The organism is Stenotrophomonas sp. NRRL B-14846 (genome assembly GCF_050473585.1).
GTDB lineage: Bacteria > Pseudomonadota > Gammaproteobacteria > Xanthomonadales > Xanthomonadaceae > Stenotrophomonas.
This window is the reverse complement of record NZ_JBFLUN010000022.1, coordinates 584,201-601,955: the sequence shown is the minus strand read 5'-3', so window position 1 is coordinate 601,955 and position 17,755 is coordinate 584,201. Positions and strand designations below refer to the sequence as shown.

Annotated in this window: 16 protein-coding genes; 8 read left to right on the top strand and 8 right to left on the bottom strand. The window is 67.4% G+C overall.

Translation table 11 applies throughout. The annotated features are described in order from the left end of the window. The first annotated feature begins 109 nt into the window (after positions 1-109). The gene (locus AB1281_RS04885) at positions 110-1,012 is read left to right on the top strand and encodes a peptidylprolyl isomerase (RefSeq protein WP_430345207.1); all 903 of its coding nucleotides are present in this window, start codon (positions 110-112) and stop codon (positions 1,010-1,012) included. Between the two features lie 665 nt (positions 1,013-1,677). On the opposite strand, the gene AB1281_RS04880 is transcribed toward AB1281_RS04885, so the two are convergent. Next, positions 1,678-2,550 (bottom strand): DMT family transporter, encoded by an 873-nt coding sequence (locus tag AB1281_RS04880; protein ID WP_075674941.1) that lies wholly within the window; start codon positions 2,548-2,550, stop codon positions 1,678-1,680. A 115-nt stretch (positions 2,551-2,665) separates the two neighbouring features. Between AB1281_RS04880 and AB1281_RS04875 the strand changes: the two genes are divergently transcribed. Together AB1281_RS04875 and AB1281_RS04870 are read left to right on the top strand one after the other, a co-directional pair. Beyond that, the gene (locus tag AB1281_RS04875) at positions 2,666-3,610 is read left to right on the top strand and encodes a LysR substrate-binding domain-containing protein (RefSeq protein WP_430345206.1); all 945 of its coding nucleotides are present in this window, start codon (positions 2,666-2,668) and stop codon (positions 3,608-3,610) included. A gap of 68 nt (positions 3,611-3,678) precedes the next feature. Continuing rightward, positions 3,679-3,972: a hypothetical protein gene (locus AB1281_RS04870; RefSeq protein WP_005415831.1), complete on the top strand. Its 294-nt coding sequence runs from the start codon at positions 3,679-3,681 to the stop codon at positions 3,970-3,972. 31 nt (positions 3,973-4,003) lie between these two features. On the opposite strand, the gene AB1281_RS04865 is transcribed toward AB1281_RS04870, so the two are convergent. After that, positions 4,004-4,783 carry a DUF4349 domain-containing protein gene (locus AB1281_RS04865; RefSeq protein WP_430345205.1) on the bottom strand — a complete coding sequence of 260 codons (780 nt, stop codon included), beginning with the start codon at positions 4,781-4,783 and terminating at the stop codon, positions 4,004-4,006. Between the two features lie 32 nt (positions 4,784-4,815). Next, positions 4,816-5,172, bottom strand: coding sequence for a GFA family protein (locus AB1281_RS04860; protein WP_430345204.1), 357 nt, complete (start codon positions 5,170-5,172; stop codon positions 4,816-4,818). Positions 5,173-5,284: 112 nt separating this feature from the next. Here AB1281_RS04860 and AB1281_RS04855 point away from each other — a divergent pair, with 112 nt between their 5' ends. Both AB1281_RS04855 and AB1281_RS04850 read left to right on the top strand, forming a co-directional pair. Beyond that, positions 5,285-7,093, top strand: a complete 1,809-nt coding sequence (locus tag AB1281_RS04855; RefSeq protein WP_430345203.1) for a DUF885 domain-containing protein — start codon at positions 5,285-5,287, stop codon at positions 7,091-7,093. A 144-nt stretch (positions 7,094-7,237) separates the two neighbouring features. Continuing rightward, a complete protein-coding gene (locus tag AB1281_RS04850) occupies positions 7,238-8,236 on the top strand; it encodes a polysaccharide lyase (protein ID WP_430345202.1) in 999 nt (332 codons plus the stop codon). Between the two features lie 9 nt (positions 8,237-8,245). Here AB1281_RS04850 and agp read toward each other — a convergent pair whose 3' ends face one another. The 3 genes from agp to AB1281_RS04835 all read right to left on the bottom strand — a co-directional run bounded on the left by agp (position 8,246) and on the right by AB1281_RS04835 (position 12,956). Further along, a complete protein-coding gene (agp, locus tag AB1281_RS04845; protein ID WP_430345201.1) occupies positions 8,246-9,457 on the bottom strand; it encodes a bifunctional glucose-1-phosphatase/inositol phosphatase in 1,212 nt (403 codons plus the stop codon). Continuing rightward, entirely contained in the window at positions 9,454-11,286 is a 1,833-nt protein-coding gene (gene smrA / locus AB1281_RS04840) for a multidrug efflux ABC transporter SmrA (RefSeq protein WP_430345200.1), read from the bottom strand. The genes agp and smrA overlap by 4 nt, the downstream gene beginning before the upstream one ends. 107 nt (positions 11,287-11,393) lie before the next feature. Further along, positions 11,394-12,956, bottom strand: a complete 1,563-nt coding sequence (locus tag AB1281_RS04835) for a serine hydrolase (RefSeq protein ID WP_430345199.1) — start codon at positions 12,954-12,956, stop codon at positions 11,394-11,396. Between the two features lie 110 nt (positions 12,957-13,066). Here AB1281_RS04835 and AB1281_RS04830 point away from each other — a divergent pair, with 110 nt between their 5' ends. Genes AB1281_RS04830 through AB1281_RS04820 form a run of 3 tightly spaced genes read left to right on the top strand, consistent with a single transcriptional unit; the run spans position 13,067 to position 15,319 of the window. Next, complete coding sequence (locus AB1281_RS04830; RefSeq protein WP_119007051.1) at positions 13,067-13,510, top strand: VOC family protein; 444 nt, start codon at positions 13,067-13,069, stop codon at positions 13,508-13,510. After that, positions 13,507-14,337 (top strand): DUF72 domain-containing protein, encoded by an 831-nt coding sequence (locus AB1281_RS04825; RefSeq protein WP_430345198.1) that lies wholly within the window; start codon positions 13,507-13,509, stop codon positions 14,335-14,337. Before AB1281_RS04830 ends, AB1281_RS04825 begins: the two co-directional genes overlap by 4 nt. A 34-nt stretch (positions 14,338-14,371) precedes the next feature. Next, on the top strand, positions 14,372-15,319 hold the full coding sequence (locus tag AB1281_RS04820; RefSeq protein WP_014036476.1) for a DMT family transporter: 948 nt from the start codon (positions 14,372-14,374) through the stop codon (positions 15,317-15,319). A gap of 30 nt (positions 15,320-15,349) precedes the next feature. On the opposite strand, the gene AB1281_RS04815 is transcribed toward AB1281_RS04820, so the two are convergent. Continuing rightward, positions 15,350-16,510, bottom strand: a complete 1,161-nt coding sequence (locus AB1281_RS04815) for an AAA family ATPase (RefSeq protein ID WP_430345197.1) — start codon at positions 16,508-16,510, stop codon at positions 15,350-15,352. Between the two features lie 116 nt (positions 16,511-16,626). Next, the gene (locus AB1281_RS04810; protein ID WP_430345196.1) at positions 16,627-17,697 is read right to left on the bottom strand and encodes a GGDEF domain-containing protein; all 1,071 of its coding nucleotides are present in this window, start codon (positions 17,695-17,697) and stop codon (positions 16,627-16,629) included. Between the last annotated feature and the right edge of the window lie 58 nt (positions 17,698-17,755).

Below are 17,755 nucleotides of genomic sequence, written 5' to 3'. Positions count from 1 at the left end.
ACAGTAGTGCGAAGTTCGGTATAGCGAATGTGTCGTTAGTCATCGTGCCGGTTGGCGAGACCAGGCTGCTCGCGCAGAATCGAAGCCTCGTTCATGTTCCGGGGTTCCCATGCCGCACCGTCGTCGCCTTGCCCTGACCGCCCTCGCCCTGTCCTGCCTGCTGCCCGCCATGGCCAGTGCGGCCACGCCCTACCGCAGCCCGCAGCAGATCCTCGACGCGTCGGCGGCCAGCGACTGGCGCACCCCGGACCCGGCCAACCTGCTGTACATGGACCTGCCGGCCGGGCGGGTGATCATCGAACTGGCACCGCAGTTCGCCCCGCGCCATGTCGCCAACATCCAGACCTTCGCCCACGAACACTTCTGGGACGGCACCAGCATCTACCGTTCGCAGGACAACTTCGTGGTGCAGTTCGGTGATGCCGACGCCGATGACGCGGCCAAGGCCAAGCCGTTCGGTAGTGCCGCGCGCAAGCTGCCGGCTGAATTCGAACGCGCCAGCGCCGGCCTGAAGGTCAGCGTGCTGCCGGATCGCGACGGCTGGGCCGCGCAGACCGGTTTCGTCGACGGCTTCCCGGTCGGCCAGGACCCGCAGGCCGGCAAGGCCTGGCTGGCGCATTGCTACGGCATGCTCGGCGCCGGCCGCAGCAACGAGGAAGACAGCAGCATCGGTGCCGAACTGTACGTGGTGACCGGGCAGTCGCCGCGCCAGCTGGACCGCAACATCACCCTGGTCGGCCGCGTGCTGAAAGGCATGGAACTGCTCAGTGCAACCCCGCGCGGCCCGGCGCCGATGGGCTTCTACACCGACCCGAAGCTGCGCACGCCGATCGTGTCGATCCGCCGTGCCAGCGACGTGCCGGCAGCCGAGCGCACGCCGATCCAGGTGCTGCGCACCGACTCCAAGACCTTCGCCGATACGGTGGAGGCACGCCGCAATCGCGTGGATGATTTCTACAAGCGCCCGGCGGGGCATATCGATCTCTGCAATGTTCCGGTGCCGGTGCGGTAACGCCGTCGCGGGTTCTGCGCGTGGCGCGTGCTGAAGGTGCTTCATCGTTCATGGGCGTTACTTTTCTTTGTACGCGCGCCGCGCTGCAGGAGCAGCGCGGAACGGCGCAGCCGGCCCGGAGGGTGGCGCACAGGGACGTGCGCCATCAAGAAAAGTAACCAAAAGAAACGTTCCGCCGGCCGCGAGCCGGTGCTACGCACCGGTGCCCTGCGCTCCTCGGCCCGTCGAGGGACGGCGCGGGAACTCGCTGCGCTCAGACACCCGCGCCTCTTCGCCCTCGCCGGACCTGCGGTGCTCGGCTCGCTCAAGGCGGACTGGAAGATCAAGATCAACCGCAAAAGCATCCACGCATGGCGTGGATCTACTGGGTGCAGCTGTGGTCTTCGATCCGGGTCCGCCTTGAGTGAGCCGAGCATCGCAGGGGAATCAGGGACGAAGAGGTGCCGATGTCCTGTAGAGCCGACTGTTAGTCGGCTGACTTCTGCGCACCGTCCCCTGATTCACCGAGAAGCGCAGGGGACCGACGTGCGAAGCACGGCGGCTCGCGACCTGGCGGCGCGTTTCTTTGGTTACTTTCTTTGCACGAGCAAAGAAAGTGACACCTCTCCGCAGGCGCGAAAAAGACCTGCCGGGCAGCGCCCGGCACTACCAGTGCTTCGGCACCCTCAGCCCTTCTGACTCACCGCCACGCTACCCAGAATCAACGCACCCGCAATCAACATCTGCAGCGTCACCGGCTCGCCCAGGAACAACCACGCGAAGGCCGCACCAAACAGCGGGATCAGGTACGTCACCGTGGATGCACGCGACGGTCCGATACGCCCGATCAGGCGGTAGAACATCAGGAACGCCAGGCCGGTACAGGCCACGCCCAGGGCAATCGCTGCGCCCCAGGCCTTGGCCGGAATCGCCACCTGCGGCCAGTGACTCACCGCCATCGGCAGCATCCACAGCGAAGCGCAGGACAGCGTTGCTGCCGCAGCCGCAGCCGACGGCAACCCGGTCATGTGCCGCTTCACCAGGTTCACGCCCAGGCCGTACAGCAGCGAGGCCGCCGCACCGGCCAGCACCGCGGTGCCGATGCTCAGGCCCGAGACCTTGGCCGTGGCCAATACCACTACACCGGCAAAGCCGACCAGCAGCGCGCCCGCACGGCGCATGCCGATCTTCTCGCCGAAGAACAGGAAGGCGATCAGCGCGGCGAACAGCACGGTCATCGCATTGCAGATCGCACCGATCGCGGCCGGTGCCTGTTCGGCGGCATAGGCGAACAGCACGAACGGCAGTGCCGAGTTGATCAGGCCGATCGGTGCCAGCCACAGCCAGCGCCGCGGCGGGAACTGTGCGCGGGCACGCCACAGGAACGGCAGCAGCACCAGCGCGCCCAGCACCAGTCGCACCTCGACCAGGGCGAACGGGCCGAACGACGGCACCGCTACCCGCATGAACAGGAACGAGCAGCCCCAGATGGCGCCCAGCAGGGTCAATTCCAGCGGTGTGCGCCAGTCGCGCTCGGCCGCCTGTGGGACCGCATTCATGCCCTGCCTCCGTCCATCGTCTGTTCCTCGCCAAGGCAGACAGGATCGGGCGCAGACGCCTGCCGCACAAGCGCGTAGTATCGCTGCCAGCCACAAATATGGTTTGAGGCTGGACATGCAGCTACGCCCTTCCCTGCTCCCCGCACTGGCCGTGTTCGCGGTTGCAGCGCGCCACCAGAACTTCGCCCAGGCCGCCCAGGAGCTGCACCTGACCGCCAGCGCGGTCAGCCATCACGTGCGCCGCCTGGAGGAGGTGCTGGAGACCCGGCTGTTCCTGCGCCATGCCCGCGGCGTGCGCCTGACCGCCGAGGGCCGGCAGCTGGCCGACGCCGCCAGCGCCGCCTTCACCGATGTCGCGGCGGTCGCCCACCATCTGCACCCGGATGAGGACAGCGTGCCGTTGCGGATCACCACGCTGCGCTCGCTGTCGTACTGCTGGCTGCTGCCGCGGTTGCCGCGTTTCACCCAGGCCCATCCACACATCCGCATCGAGCTGCATACCGGCAGCGGCCTGGACCGCTACGACGACAACGGTCCGGAGGTCGGCATCCGCTACGGCCTGGGCCAATGGCCGGGCCTGCGTGCGCAGCACCTGATGGATGACTACCTGTTCCCGGTGGCCTCACCGGCGCTGGCCGGGGTCGAAACGCTGGTCGATCCGGCGCGCATCGCTGACCTGCCGCTGCTGACCGACCTTTCGCCACAGGGCTGGCGTGACTGGTTCCGTCATGCCGGCGTGCGCCCGCCCTCGCCGCTGCCGCCGATGCATACCTTCGCCGACAGTACCGATGCGATGCGTGCCGCCGTATACGGCATGGGCGCGGTGCTGGCACGCACCCACATCGCACAGCCCTACCTGCAACGCTACGAGGTGGTGCGCCTGCCCGGCCCGGCGCTGAAAGCGCGCTACGCGTATCACGTGGTACATGCCGAAGGACAACCGCCGAGCCACGCCGCGCGCCTGTTCATCGACTGGTTGCTGGAGCAGGCGCAGGACGAACGCACGCCGATTCCCGCGTTGCCGGAAAGCCTGCTCGGGCGCCCGGCCACGCACGGCTGACTGCGCCCTCACCCGTTCTTTGCTTCACGCTGGCTAGGCTGCAGGCAACCCCACACCGTATTGACGCCATGGCCATGCTGCGACTGCGCATCACCGGAACCGAAGACGACGCCCGCGCGATCAGCGACCTGCTGCTCGGCCTGGATGGCATCGAACATGTCGAGGAAACCGACGACCTGATGCCGCACATGGATGACGACGATTCCAGTTCGGCCGGGCTGTCCGATGACATCGGCCCGGGCATCCACGAACTGGAAGTGGAAGTCGGCAATGAAAGCACCGCGCAGAAGGTGCGCGATGCGGTGCAGGAGCTGGCACTGGAGCTGGATGTGTTCGTCGAGTACGAGACCGACGAGGGTTGATGCCGGCGGGTTGCCGGCATCAACCTTCACCTCAGAGGCTGGGCGGCAGCCTGCGGCGGCGGCGACGCCACCACGCCCGCACACCCCAGGCCGCGATCAGGGCCAGCACCGCCACCGGCAGCAGCGCGGCCGCGGCGCGGATCAGGAACGCAATACTGGTGCTGAGGATGCTGCCCGATTCGCTCAGCGCCTCACCGATCTCGCTGCGGCTGCGCTGGCCCGAGGTGGTGTCGAAGTGGATCGTCACCAGCTGGGTATCGATGCGCCGGCGCTGCTGGGCGGCATCCTTGTTGGCCTGCTCGACGCCCGCTTCGATCTCCGACAGGCGCGTGGTGATCGCCATCAGGTCTTCGATCTTCAGGTCCTTGCGGTCCTGGTAGGACAGCAGCCGCGCATGTTCCTTCTCCAGCCGCGCCTTGGTCAGTGCCGTATCGGCCACGGCCTGCGCGAGATCTTCGGCGCGCGTGTTGCGCGACTGCAGTTTTCCACCTTCACCGGCCATCGCGATCAACGGCTCGGCACCCTTCGGTGCAATCCGCACCTTGACCTCGCCGCTGGGCTGCTCGCCGCTGCGCTGGTCAACCTGCAGCACCGCACAGTCGCCGAACTTCGCACTCTGGCAGGCCTGTGCGATCTGCTGGATGCGCGGTGCGATCTGCGCCGCCTCCAGCTGCACCTGCACGTCATGTTCGTAGGCGAGGAACGCGCCTTCCGGCGACGCGACAGCGGCATCGGCCGCAGTGGCACCGGCCTCTGCCGCGCGCTCGCCGTTCCTGGCACAGGCCGCCAATGCCAGCAGCAGTACCGGCATCGCTATCACGCGTGTCCACGCACGCACCGGCCTCACAGAGCGGCCCCGTTGTAGGAGGTCACCGAAAGACCGGCCAGGTCGACCTGCGGCACGCAGCGCACGTTCACCGCCACCATCGGCGTACCGGTGCGCGGGTCGACCGCTTCGCTGTACGGCGCGACGCCGCACTCGCGGCAGTGGTGATGATCGATGTGCGCCTTGTTGAAATGATAGGTGGCCACGTCCGCCGGATCGGTGGTCAGCTGGAACGCCTCACGCGGCGCGAACCACAGCAGGCTGCCGCGGCGGCGGCACATCGAGCAGTTGCAGTCGATGACGTCGCTGATCGGCGTCCCGGCCTGTACGGTGAATGCGATCCTGCCGCAATGGCAGCTTCCCTGGTATTCCATGTCCTGCGCTCCGCTGGAGAGTCCCTGTCTGCGCCCATGGTAATCCTATGGCACGGGGACAAAGCAGCCCCGGGGGCCTATGCTCGGGGTTTGACCCTGTACAGGAACGCCGATGCGCCCGCATCTTCTTGCCCTCGCCCTGGTCGCCGCCCTGGCCGGTTGCCAGCCGGCCGACGCCCCGACCAACGGTTCCACCCCGGCCGCCAGCCAGCAGGCCGGTGACGCGGCGGTCGATGCCGCCTTCGCCGACCTGTCCAAGCGCGCCCAGGACACCTGGATGCAGCTCTCGCCGGTCAGCGCCACCCAGATCGGTGACCACCGCTACGACAGCGAGCTGGACGACCTGAGTGCCGCCGGCCAGCAGAAGACCGTGGCCGCCTACAAGGCATTGCTGGGCGAGCTGGACAAGATCGAGGTGGCCAAGCTGGGCCGCGAGAACCAGGTGGACGCAGCGATCCTGCGCAACCAGCTGCAGTCGGAAATCTGGAACGCCGAAGTACTGCAGTCCGGCAAGTGGGACCCGCAGCTGTACAACGGCATCGCCGGCAGCGCGATCTACGGCCTGATGGCCCGCGAGTTCGCGCCGCTGCCGGAGCGCCTGAAGTCGGCCACCGCGCGCATGGAAAAGCTGCCGGCGATCTTCGCCCAGGCCCGCGAGAACCTGGATCCGGCCCGCGTGCCGAAGATCCATGCCGAGACGGTGGCCAAGCAGAACAAGGGCATCCTCAGCATCGTCGATACCTTCATCACCCCGCACATCGGTGAACTGCCGCAGGCCGACCAGCAGCGCCTGCAGGCCGCCATCGACGGCCTGAAGAAGGCCGTGGACGAACAGCAGACCTGGCTGGACAAGACCCTGGTGCCGAATGCCAAGGGCGACTTCCGCATCGGTGCGGAAAAGTACGACCAGAAGCTGAAGTTCGCGCTGAGCTCCTCGCTGTCGCGCCAGGAGATCGGTGAGCGTGCACGCGCCGAACTCAAGCGCGTACGCGAAGACATGTACGGCATCGCGCAGACCGTGCTGAAGGACAAGCCGGGTGCGCCGGAAATGCCGGCCCAGCCGACCGACGAGCAGCAGCAGAAGGCAATCGAGGCCGCACTGGAACTGGCCTACGCCGACAAACCGGCGCGCGACAAGGTGGTCGACGACGCCAAGGCCGCGCTGGAGCAGTCCACCGCGTTCGTGCGCGAGCACGACCTGGTGACCCTGCCCGATGCGCCGGTGGACATCATCCTGATGCCGGAATTCCAGCGTGGCGTGGCCGTGGCCTACTGCGATTCGCCGGGCCCGCTGGACAAGAACCTGAAGACCTTCTACGCCGTGTCGCCGATTCCGGACGACTGGAACGAGAAGCAGGTCGACTCGTTCCTGCGCGAATACAACTCGCGCATGATCCACCTGCTGAGCATCCACGAAGGCACCCCGGGCCACTACCTGGAAGGCTGGCATTCGGCCAAGTTCCCCTCCACCCTGCGTGCGGTGCTGCGTTCGGGCCTGTTCGCCGAAGGCTGGGCGGTCTACACCGAGCGCATGATGCAGGAGCAGGGTTACCTCAACAACGACCCGCTGTTCCACCTGGTGCAGCTGAAGTTCTACCTGCGCACGATCTCCAACGCGATCCTCGACCAGGGCGTGCACGTGGACAACTGGGATCGCGAGAAGGCGATGCACCTGATGACCCACGACGCGTTCCAGCAGGAAAGCGAAGCCGCCGGCAAGTGGGTGCGCGCGCAGCTGACGTCGGCGCAGCTGCCGACCTACTTCGTCGGTGCGCAGGAACACTTCGACACCCGCAAGGCGGTGCAGGAGAAGCTGGGCGACAAGTTCAACCTGAAGGCCTACCACGACCAGGTGCTGTCCTACGGCGCCCCGCCGGTGCGTTTCGCACGCCAGCTGATGCTGGACCAGCCGATCGAGTGATCGCGCAGGCGTGAGTTGAACGAGAGCGGCCCGGGCAAACCCGGGCCGTTCTGTTTGTGCAGGATCGCCACGCCATCCCCGCATCACATGCCGGCAACATGGCCAGGCGCATCGTTCGCCGGGTTCTCCCTTCCGCCGGTTTCCATGTCGCTCCCCTTGCTTCGCCTCGCCCTGCTGCCCGCGCTGCTGGCCAGTGCGGGTGCCTACGCCGCCTGCCCCTCGCCACCGGCCGGACACCCCGACATCCGCGCCCTGGGCTACTACACCGACAAGGCCGGCTCGGTGATCGACCCGGTACTGCACCAGCAGAACAAGGACGCCACTGCGCCTCTGGATCGCTATGCCGCCGACGTGGCGCGCATGAGCGACGACTACCTGCGCACCGGTGACCCGGCAGCGGCACAGTGCACGCTGGGCTGGCTGGGTGCATGGGCCGACGATGGCGCCATGCTCGGGCAGATGATCCGGGTCAACAACGATCAGTCGTTCTACATGCGGCAGTGGATGCTCGATGCGGTAGCGATGGCCTACCTGAAGGTGCATGACCAGGCTGATACCCGGCAGCGCGCGCGCATCGACCCCTGGCTGCAGAAGCTGGCACGGGCCAACCTGGCGTATTGGGACAACCCGAAACGGCGCCGCAACAACCACTACTACTGGGGCGGTCTGGGCGTGCTGGCCACCGGCCTGGCCACGAGTGACGAGGCCTTGTGGCAGGCAGGCCACTCCGCCTTCCAGAAGGGCATCGATGACATCCAGGACGATGGCAGCCTGCCGCTGGAGATGGCGCGCGGGCAACGTGCCCTGCACTACCACGATTACGCATTGGCGCCGCTGGTGATGATGGCTGAGCTGGCGCGGCTGCGCGGCCAGGACTGGTACGCCAGCAGGGATCACGCCATCGACCGCCTTGCCCGCCGCGTCATCGAAGGCAGCAAGGACCCTGCATGGTTCAACCAACACACCGGCGTTGCACAGCTGACCCTGCAGGCCAGCGGCTGGGTCGAGTTCTACCGGTTGCGATCACCGGATGGCGGCCTGTTCGACGCCGCGCATGCACGCGGCCCGTTCCACTCGCCACGGCTGGGCGGCGACCTTACGCTGATGGCCACGCATGGCATCGTGCGCGCGCCACTGCGTTAGCGGCGTACCTCAGCGCGCTGCCGGATGCAGCAGGCGTTGGAACTCGGCGACGGTGCAGCCCTGCGCCGCGCACCCCGGCACACGAAGCGCGACGCGGCCCGGCGGCTGCGCGTTGGTCAGCGGCAGCGCATCGCGCAGCTGCGCGGTGGTCGGGTAGACGTAGGCCAGGCGGATCCGTTCCTCGCCGCGGTGGCGGTCACGCCAGCGCTCGAACTGCAGCAGGCCGCCGATCGGCGTCTTCTCGTGCTGGCCCGGCAGGCTGTAGTCGCTGATTCCCAACGCCGCCAGCACCGAACCGATATTGGAATCGTGACCGACCAGCAGGCTCACTTTCGGCGATGCGGGATCTTCCAGCAACGCATCCACGCGTGCCAGCAACGGTCCGGCCACATCCCGCGCCACCTCCGGCGTTCCGAACAGGATGTCCTGGTAGCGGTTGCGGATCTGCGCCAACGCCTGCCATTGGCCTTCCGTGTTCAAGCGGCCCCAACCTTCGCGCGAAGTACTGCTTCCCTGGTAGTGCTCCATCAACAGCGCATCGACCAGCCCACTGGCCAGGGCCAGCGAACCGGACGCGCGTGGCTCCTTGCCCGGTTCCGCATTGAAGGTCGTGTCGGCCAGCATCAGATGGCAGTCGCTGCGCCCCTTGCACGCCGCCGACTGCGGATAGCGGCTGATCGCCTCCACCACGGACAGCGCCGGAGCCAGATCGGATGCGGCCAGCGCCTGCTGCATCGCCGACACCGCACGTGCGCGGAACGCCGCGTCATCGCGGTGGATCACCGGATTGAACAGCGGGTCCATCGTGCCCAGCGGCATGCGCTGCTCGACCGCAACATGACAGCCCGGGAAGGCACCGGCAACAAAGAACTGCGCGGTGGCCTGGGTGCGCTGCAGGCTGTTGGCATGGGCGTGGAAGTCACCCGGCTGCGGGCAATCCGACGGCGGCAGCAGCTGTGCCTGGCGCAGCCACTGGCCGATGTAGCGGCCCATGTAGACCTCCAGCACGCCGCCCTTGGTGGTCAGCTCGCCTGAGGCGACGTCCCAGCCTGGCCAGCGCTCTGGCGTGGCATTGGCCAGCGCGCCCGATGCCACCACCGGCGCGCGCAGGTTGTGGCGGCTGAGCAGGACCACCTGCTCGAGCTGGTCGCCTTGCATGGGGACCGGCGCCGCAGTTGCGGCCGTGGTCGCCAGGCTGAGTGCCAACAGCAGCGCAATCATTGATCGGCGGCCACGAAACCACCGGTCTGCCGCGCCCACAACCGCGCGTACAGGCCACCGGCCGTAATCAGCTCGGCGTGGGTGCCGGTCTCGACGATGCGGCCCTGGTCCATCACCACCAGCCGGTCCATGCGCGCGATGGTCGACAACCGGTGTGCGATCGCGATTACCGTCTTGCCGCCCATCAGCTCGTCCAGGCTGTCCTGGATCGCCGCTTCCACTTCCGAATCCAGCGCCGAGGTCGCCTCATCCAGCACCAGGATCGGTGCGTCCTTCAGCAGCACGCGGGCAATGGCGATGCGCTGGCGCTGGCCGCCGGACAGCTTCACGCCGCGCTCGCCGACATGCGCGTCGTAGCCACGACGCCCCTGCCCGTCCACCAGCGTATCGATGAAGGCTTCGGCACGTGCCTTGGCCACGGCTGCGCGCAACTGCTCATCGGTCGCGTCGGGACGGCCGTACAGCAGGTTGTCGCGGATCGAGCGATGCAGCAGCGAGGTGTCCTGGGTGACCACGCCGATCTGCTGGCGCAGGCTTTCCTGGGTGACGTACGCAATGTCCTGGCCGTCGATCAGGATGCGGCCGCTCTCCAGGTCGTACAGGCGCAGCAGCACGTTGACCAGGGTCGACTTGCCGGCACCGGAAGGACCCACCAGGCCGATCTTCTCGCCGGGCTTCACCACCAGGTCGAGGCCGGCGATCACGCCGCCCTTCTTGCCATAGTGGAAGTGGATGTCCTGGAAATGCACGCCACCACGGGTTACCTGCAATGGCACCGCATCCTCGCGGTCCTGCACGGTCAGCGGCTGGGCGATCGTGGTGATGCCGTCCTGCACCGTGCCGATGTCCTCGAAGATGCCGTTGATGGTCCACATGATCCAGCCGGACATGTTGTGGATGCGGATCACCAGGCCGGTGGCCAGGGTGATCGCGCCGACGGTGATGTGCCCGCCGTTCCACAGCCACAGCGCCAGCCCGCAGGTACCGGCGATCAGGAAGCCGTTGACGATGGCGATGGTCAGGTCCATGCCGGTGGTGACCCGGGTCTGCGCGCGGTGCTTGACCGCCAGTTCCTGGATCGATTCGGCGACGTAGGCCTGCTCGCGTCCGCCATGGGCGAACAGCTTCAGCGTGGGAATGTTGGTGTAGCCATCGACGATGCGGCCCATCGCCTTGGAACGTGCCTCGGACGCGATCCAGGCCCGTTCCTTCGCGCGCGGCACGAAGTAGACCATGATCACCGCATAGGCCAGCAGCCACAGGATCAGCGGCACCATCAGCCGCCAGTCGGCCTGCGCGAACAGGTACAGCGCGGTGCCGGTGTAGACCACGATGTACCAGAGCGAATCGACCATCTGCACGGCCGATTCGCGCAGCGAGGTGCCGGTCTGCATCACCCGGTTGGCGACGCTGCCAGCGAAGTCGTTCTGGAAGAAGCTCAGGCTCTGCCGCACCACGTAGTTGTGCATCAGCCAGCGCGAGCGGTTGCTCAGGCCGGGCACGATGGCCTGGTTGACCAGCAGGTTGTGCAGGCCGACCAGGATCGGCCGCGCGATGACCGTGATGAACAGCATCCAGCCCAGTTCATTGGCATGGCGCTTGAAGAAATCAGCCCCTGGCTGCTCGGCGACCATGTCGACGATGCGGCCCAGGTAATCGAACATCGCCACTTCCACCAGCGCCAGCAGCAGGCCAGCGATCAGGGTCGCCAGCAGCACCGGCCACACCGGGCGCAGGTAGTGCAGGTAGAACGGCAGCACCTTGCGCGGTGGCATGCGCCCATCCACGGGCGGGAACACCGGGATCAGGGATTCAAACCAACGGAACATCGCACTCCCTCGCCTCTTGCAAGCGGCGAAGTATCCCACGCCGGATGTGTACGCCAGCCGATGATCGCCACCGCTCCGGTCGTGCCGGCCGCTGGCCGGCACTCCCCTTATTCCTTGACCGGGATGAACAGCAGGTCCTGGAAATCGAAGCTGAAATCGGTCAGGTCGGAGATCGACTGCATGCGCACCTCGCTCACCTTGCCGTCCGGGTCCAGGCTGAAGTTCACGAACGCATCGGCGTTGAGCGAACGGTCATCCCAGCGCACGATGAAGGTGTCGTGCTGCCAGTGCTCCAGGCGGCCGCTCAGCTGCGCGGTCTTCATGAAGCGCAGGCGCAGGCCCCTGCCCTCGGCGCTGATCTGCATGTCGCCATACCAGCGGTCGCGGAACGTGCCGGTGTAGCCGGCCAGCGGCAGCGACGGCGTGCTGCCCTTGTCGCGCGCGCCCTGGTGCTTGGCCCAGGCCTCGTCGGCCTTGTCCTGGCCCTTGGCCACGGCCTTGGCATAGGCGTCCACCCAGTCGTGCTTCTCGCCGCCCAGATAGGCATCAAGCACGCTCAGGGTGATCGCGTTGAACGCCGCACCCACTTCCTGGTTGGTCAGCACCACCACGCCCAGCTTCTCGCCCGGCACCAGGGTCAGCCGCGAAACCATGCCCGGCCAGCCCCCGGTGTGCCAGACCAGTTTCTGCCCGCGGTAATCGCTCAGGCTCCAGCCTTCGCCGTAGCCGGCAAAGTTGGCCCGCGCCGGCGCCAGCTCCGGCACGCTCGGCGCCGGGATCGACTGCGGGGTGATCATCCGCCACATCTGCTGCTGGCTCTTCTCGCTGAACAGCGCAGTGCCATCGGCCAGCTTTCCTTCGGCCAGCTGCACCTGCATCCAGCGTGCCATGTCGTGCGCACTGGAATAGATGCCACCAGCGCCGGCATTGTTCGACCAGGTCAACGGCGCGACGGTGCGCAGGTCCTTGAAATCGTACTTGGCGTGGCCGACCGCCGCCTTGTCGCCCGGCTTCAGGTGGTCGGCGTTGTAGCGCGTGCCGGCCATGCCCACCTTGTCGAAGATGCGGGTCTGCAGGAACTGCTGGTAGCTCATGCCGGAGACGTGCTCGATCACCTGCTGGGCGACCGCGTACAGGATGTTGTCGTAGGCGTAGCTCTCGCGGAAGCCGCCTTTCAACGGCACTTTGCCCAGCCGCTGTACCACTTCGGCGTTGGTGTAGGAGGTGGTCGGCCAGAACAGCAGGTCACCGGCGCCCAGGCTCAGGCCGCTGCGATGCGACAGCAGGTCACGAATGGTCATCTGCCCGGTCACGAACGGATCGGACATGCGGAACGACGGCAGGTGGTCGATCACCTTGTCGTCCATCTTCAGCTTGCCGTCCTCGGCCAGCAGGTTCAGCGAGGTAGCGGTGAACGCCTTGGTATTGGAGGCGATCGCGAACAGCGTGTCGGCCTGCACCGGCTCCGGCTTGCCCTGCTCGCGCACGCCCCAGCCGCGCTCCAGCACCACCTGGCCGTCCTTGACCACGGCCACGGCGATGCCGGGCACGTCGAACTGCGCGCGCACGCGCTCGACGGTCGCATCCAGGTCCTGCAGCGGCGGCGGGGTCGCCGCGCTCGCCATGGTCGTGCACGCCAGCAGCACGGCACCTCCGATCCAGGGTTTCATCCAGCACGATCTCCGAACAGGGGTAGCGGCCGTGTGCAGGCCGTCACCGGGGTTTCGCGGGATGGTAACGGTCCGCGGCGCACCCTGCCCTGTGCCATAGGAGGGGTGTCATGGGCGAGAACGGCCAACCCAGCAGCGGCTCCACCATCATTCCGTGCCTGCGCTACCGCGACGCGCAGGCCGCCATCGACTGGCTGCAGCGCGCCTTCGGCTTCCATGCCCAGGCCGTCTACGCCGATGGCGATACGGTCTTCCATGCGCAGCTCACCTTCGGCCACGGCATGATCATGCTCGGTTCGGTCAACAAGGAAAGCGAGTGGAACCAGCATGCCGTGATGCCTGACGAGGTCGGCGGACGCCAGACCCAGAGCGCCTGCGTGATCGTCAGCGATGCCGATGCGCACTATGCCCGGGCCAAGGCTGCCGGCGCGCGCATCGTCATCGACATCGCCGACCAGGACTACGGCGGCCGTGGCTACGCCTGCGCCGACCCGGAGGGCTACCTGTGGTGGTTCGGCAGCTACGATCCGTGGCGCGCGGACCACGGCCAATGACCCCAGCTGCCGGCCAGGCGGCCATCCGCTGCGGCATCGGCGGCTGGGTGTTTCCCGAATGGCGCGGCGGTGTGTTCTATCCAGCAGGCCTGCCGCAGCGCGAGGAACTGGCCCATGCCAGCCGCGCCCTGCGCTGCATCGAGATCAACGGCACGTTCTACCGCACGCCCACTGCGGCCCAGTGCGCGCAATGGGCTGCACAGACACCCGGCGGTTTCCGCTTCTCGATGAAGGCGCCGCGCTACCTGGTGCAGCGCCGCGACCTGTCCAGCACCGTGGAGGCCGCCGCACCGTTCCTCGAGGCGGCATTGGCGCTCGGTAACCGGCTCGGCCCGTTGCTGTGGCAGTTCGATCCGCGCCATCCGGCCGACGCCGATGCATTGGACGCGCTGATGGCGCAGCTGCCGCAGCAGCTGCAGGGCGTACCGCTGCAACACGCGCTGGAGGTGCGCAACGCCGGGGCACATGGCCCGGCGCTGGTCGCTGCCGCGCGCCGACACGGCGTGGCGCTGGTGATCGAGGACAGCGACGAGGCGCCCCTGCACGGTGATGTCAGTGCCAGCTTCGTCTACGCGCGGATCAAGCGCAGCCAGGCCTGCTTGAACGAAGGCCTGCCAGCGCCGCTGCAGCAGCGCTGGGCCGAACGTGCCCTGCGCTGGTCACGCGGCGAGCCGGTGGATGACCTGCCCTGCCTGGCCGGGCCGGCTCCGGAAACCCCGCGCGAGGTCTACCTGCTGTGCATCGGCGCAGGCAAGGCGCGCAACCCGGCGGCGGCGATGGCCCTGCAGCGGCAGGTGGACGCCCCCAGCAATTCCTCACGCGGATAGCGCTGCGGTCATCGCCTTGCCTCACAATAGGCGGATGAGCACACCCGACACCCGCAAAGCGCTGTGGCAGATCCATTTCTGTGTCCTGCTGTGGGGCGTCACTGCCATCCTCGGCAAGCTGATCACCCTGCCCGCGCTGCCGCTGGTGTGGTGGCGCATGCTGCTGGTGACGGCGATGCTGGCCCTGCTGCCGCGGGTCTGGCGCGGACTGCGTACGCTGCCGCTGCGGCTGGTGGCCGGTTATGCCGGCATCGGCGCCCTGGTCGCCCTGCACTGGCTGACGTTCTACGGTGCGGTGAAGCTGGCCAATGCCTCGGTGGCCGCCACCTGCATCGCGCTGGCGCCGGTGTTCACCTCGATCATCGAACCCTGGGTGGCCAAGCGGCCATTCCAGCTGCGTGAACTCGCCTTCGGCCTGGCCGTTCTGCCGGGCGTGGCACTGGTGGTCGGTGGCGTGCCCGATGGCATGCGCCTGGGCGTGTTGATCGGCGCGATCTCGGCATTGCTGGTAGCGGTGTTCGGCTCACTCAACAAGCGCATGGTCAGCCACGCCGATCCGCTCACGGTCACCGCGCTGGAGCTGGGCGCGGGCACCCTCACCCTGACCCTGCTGGCGCCGCTGATGCCCTACCTGCTGCCTGCGCTGGCCAGCCCGCTGTGGGTAGTTCCGGACCTGCACGACGGCATCCTGCTGCTGGTGCTGGCCGGGTTCTGCACGCTGCTGCCGTTCGCCCTGGCCCTGGTCGCACTGCGCCACCTGAGCGCCTACACGGTGCAGCTGGTGACCAACCTGGAGCCGGTCTATGCGGTGCTGCTGGCGGTGGTGCTGCTGCGCGAGCAGCACGAAGTCACCCCGTGGTTCTACCTGGGCGTGGCGATCATCGTCGGCGCCGTATTCCTGCATCCGCTGCTGAACCGCCGCAAGCCGGTGCAGCACCCGGAGATCCTCGGTACGGCCGAGGCGCGCAACATCGCCGATTGAGCGCGTCCACGCCGGACGTGGGTGGCCGTATCAACGCTGCGGCCAGTGCCATGCCGGGGCATCCAGCAGGCCCTGCCCGCTCAGCAACGTGCGGCCCTGCTCCTTGTGCAGGTGCAGCGAATGGCACCCGGGCGCCTGCTCCAGTGCTGCGATCAGGCGGCTGGCGTGTGACACCACCCAGACCTGGCTGCGCGCACTGGCCGCGATGATCAGCCGTGCCAGCGCCGGCAACAGGTCCGGGTGCAGGCTGGTCTCCGGCTCGTTGAGCACCAGCAGCGGCGGCGGACGCGGCGTGTGCAGCGCTGCGGCAAGCAGCAGGAAGCGCAACGTGCCGTCGGACAGTTCGGCCATCGACAAGGGCCGCAGCAGCCCGGGCTGGTGGAAACGCAGCGCCAACCGGCCATCCAGTTCCTCGAAGCCGACCGAGGCGCCCGGGAACGCATCGTCGACGCTGCGTGCCAACGCAACCGGGTCACCGATCTCGAGGATGGTGACCCAGGCCGCGGCCAGATCACGGCCGTCGTGATGCAGCACCGGCGTGCGCGTGGCCATCGCCGGCTGCCGCGCCGGCGCATCGGCATCGCTGCAGAAATGATCGTAGAAGCGCCAACGGCGGATGTACTCGCGCAGGGCGATGGTTTCCGGCATGCGCTGCGGATCGCCGACCTGGGTGAACAGGCTGTCGAACAGCGACAACCGGTCATCCACAAGATCCCAGCCGCGCGCATGGCGTTGCCGCACCATCGCCCCACGGCGGTCGACCAGCAGGTTGGCGCTGCGCAGGAACGGGCCCGCCCAGATCGCTTCGGCCTTGATCTGCGGGTCCAATGCGAAGGCCGATCGACTGGGCGGCGGGTAGCCCAGATCGATGGCGTAGCCGAATTCGTCAGTGGTGAAGCCCAGCTTCAATCCCACCGATTCCTGGCGTGGGCCGCCCTGCAGGGGGATCTCGCCGGCAGCAACCCGACGGTCCATTTTTTCCGGGCCCGCCCACAGCGCCGAACCCAGCCCGCCTTCGCGGGCCAGCACCGCCGCGACGCCGCCCTGCGCGGTCTCCGCCAGGAGGCGCAGCGCGCGGTACAGGCTGGACTTGCCACTGCCGTTGTCACCGGTCACCACATTCAACTGCTGCAGCGGCAGTACCAGCCCGTGCAGCGAGCGATAGTGGGCGATGGCCAGGGTCTGCAGCATGGTTGGCATCCGGGGAAACAGAGAGGTCATGCTGCCCGGTTCTGATCGCAGGAACTGCGACGCAATGTGAATCGGAAACAGCATCCACGCATGGCGTGGATCTACCTGGGGGTGCTTCAGCCCGCCCGTTCCACCCGGTTGCGGCCATTGCCCTTGGCCCGGTACAGCGCCTTGTCGGCACGTGCCAGCGTGTCATCCACGCTTTCACCAGGCTGGTGCTGGGCCACACCAATACTGATCGTGACCGGGAATCCCAGCGGCAGGTCAGCCACCGCCAGGCGCAGGAACTCGCACTGCAGTTCGGCGGTGCGCAGGTCGGTAGCCGGCATCACCGCCACGAATTCCTCGCCACCATAGCGCGCGGCCATGCCGCGACCGGCGAAATGGGAACGCAGCAGCACGCCCAGTTCGGCCAGCACGCGGTCGCCGGTGGCGTGGCCCTGGAAATCGTTGATGTGCTTGAAATGGTCGATGTCCAGCAGTGCGACGCAGGCCACACCGGGCTGGTCTCCGTTCACCGCCACCGCCTCTTCCAGCGCTGCCGCCATCGCACGGCGGTTCGGCAGGCCGGTCAACGCATCGGTGCGGCTCTGCTCGGCCAGGTCGGCATTCTGCGCCAGCAGCACGTCCTGGTACTCCGACAGCAGGCGCTCGTAGTCATCACGCTCCAGCATGTGCTTCTGGATGTCGAGCGCGAAACGGCGCAGTTCCATCACCAGCATCACCTGCCGCGACAGCGCCGCCAGCGCTTCGGCCTTGTCGCTGGCCAGGTGCTGTGGCTGCGCATCGAATACGCACAGCGTGCCCAGCGGCAGGCCATCTGAACTGATCAGTGGCGCGCCCGCATAGAAGCGGATGTGCGGGTCGCCCACCACCACCGGGTTGTCGTGGAAGCGGATGTCCTGCAGCGCATCCTCGACCACCATGATCTGCTGCGGTTGCAGGATCGCGTGGCCGCACATCGATTCGCTGCGCAGGTTTTCCGCCGCATCGATGCCCTGGATCGACTTGAACCATTGCCGCTCGACATCGATCAGGGTCACCGCCGCCATCGAGGTGCCGCAGACCGCCTTGGCGATCACCACCAGGTCGTCGAAGGATTTCTCACGCTCCGAATCGAGGATCCGGTAGCGGTACAGCGCCTCAAGCCGAAGGGCTTCATTGGCAGGCTTGTCGGGCTTGATCATGCAGCGTCACGTTCCGGCAGGTCACCGCGAAGTCTAGCTGATGCCGGCGCGCAATCTG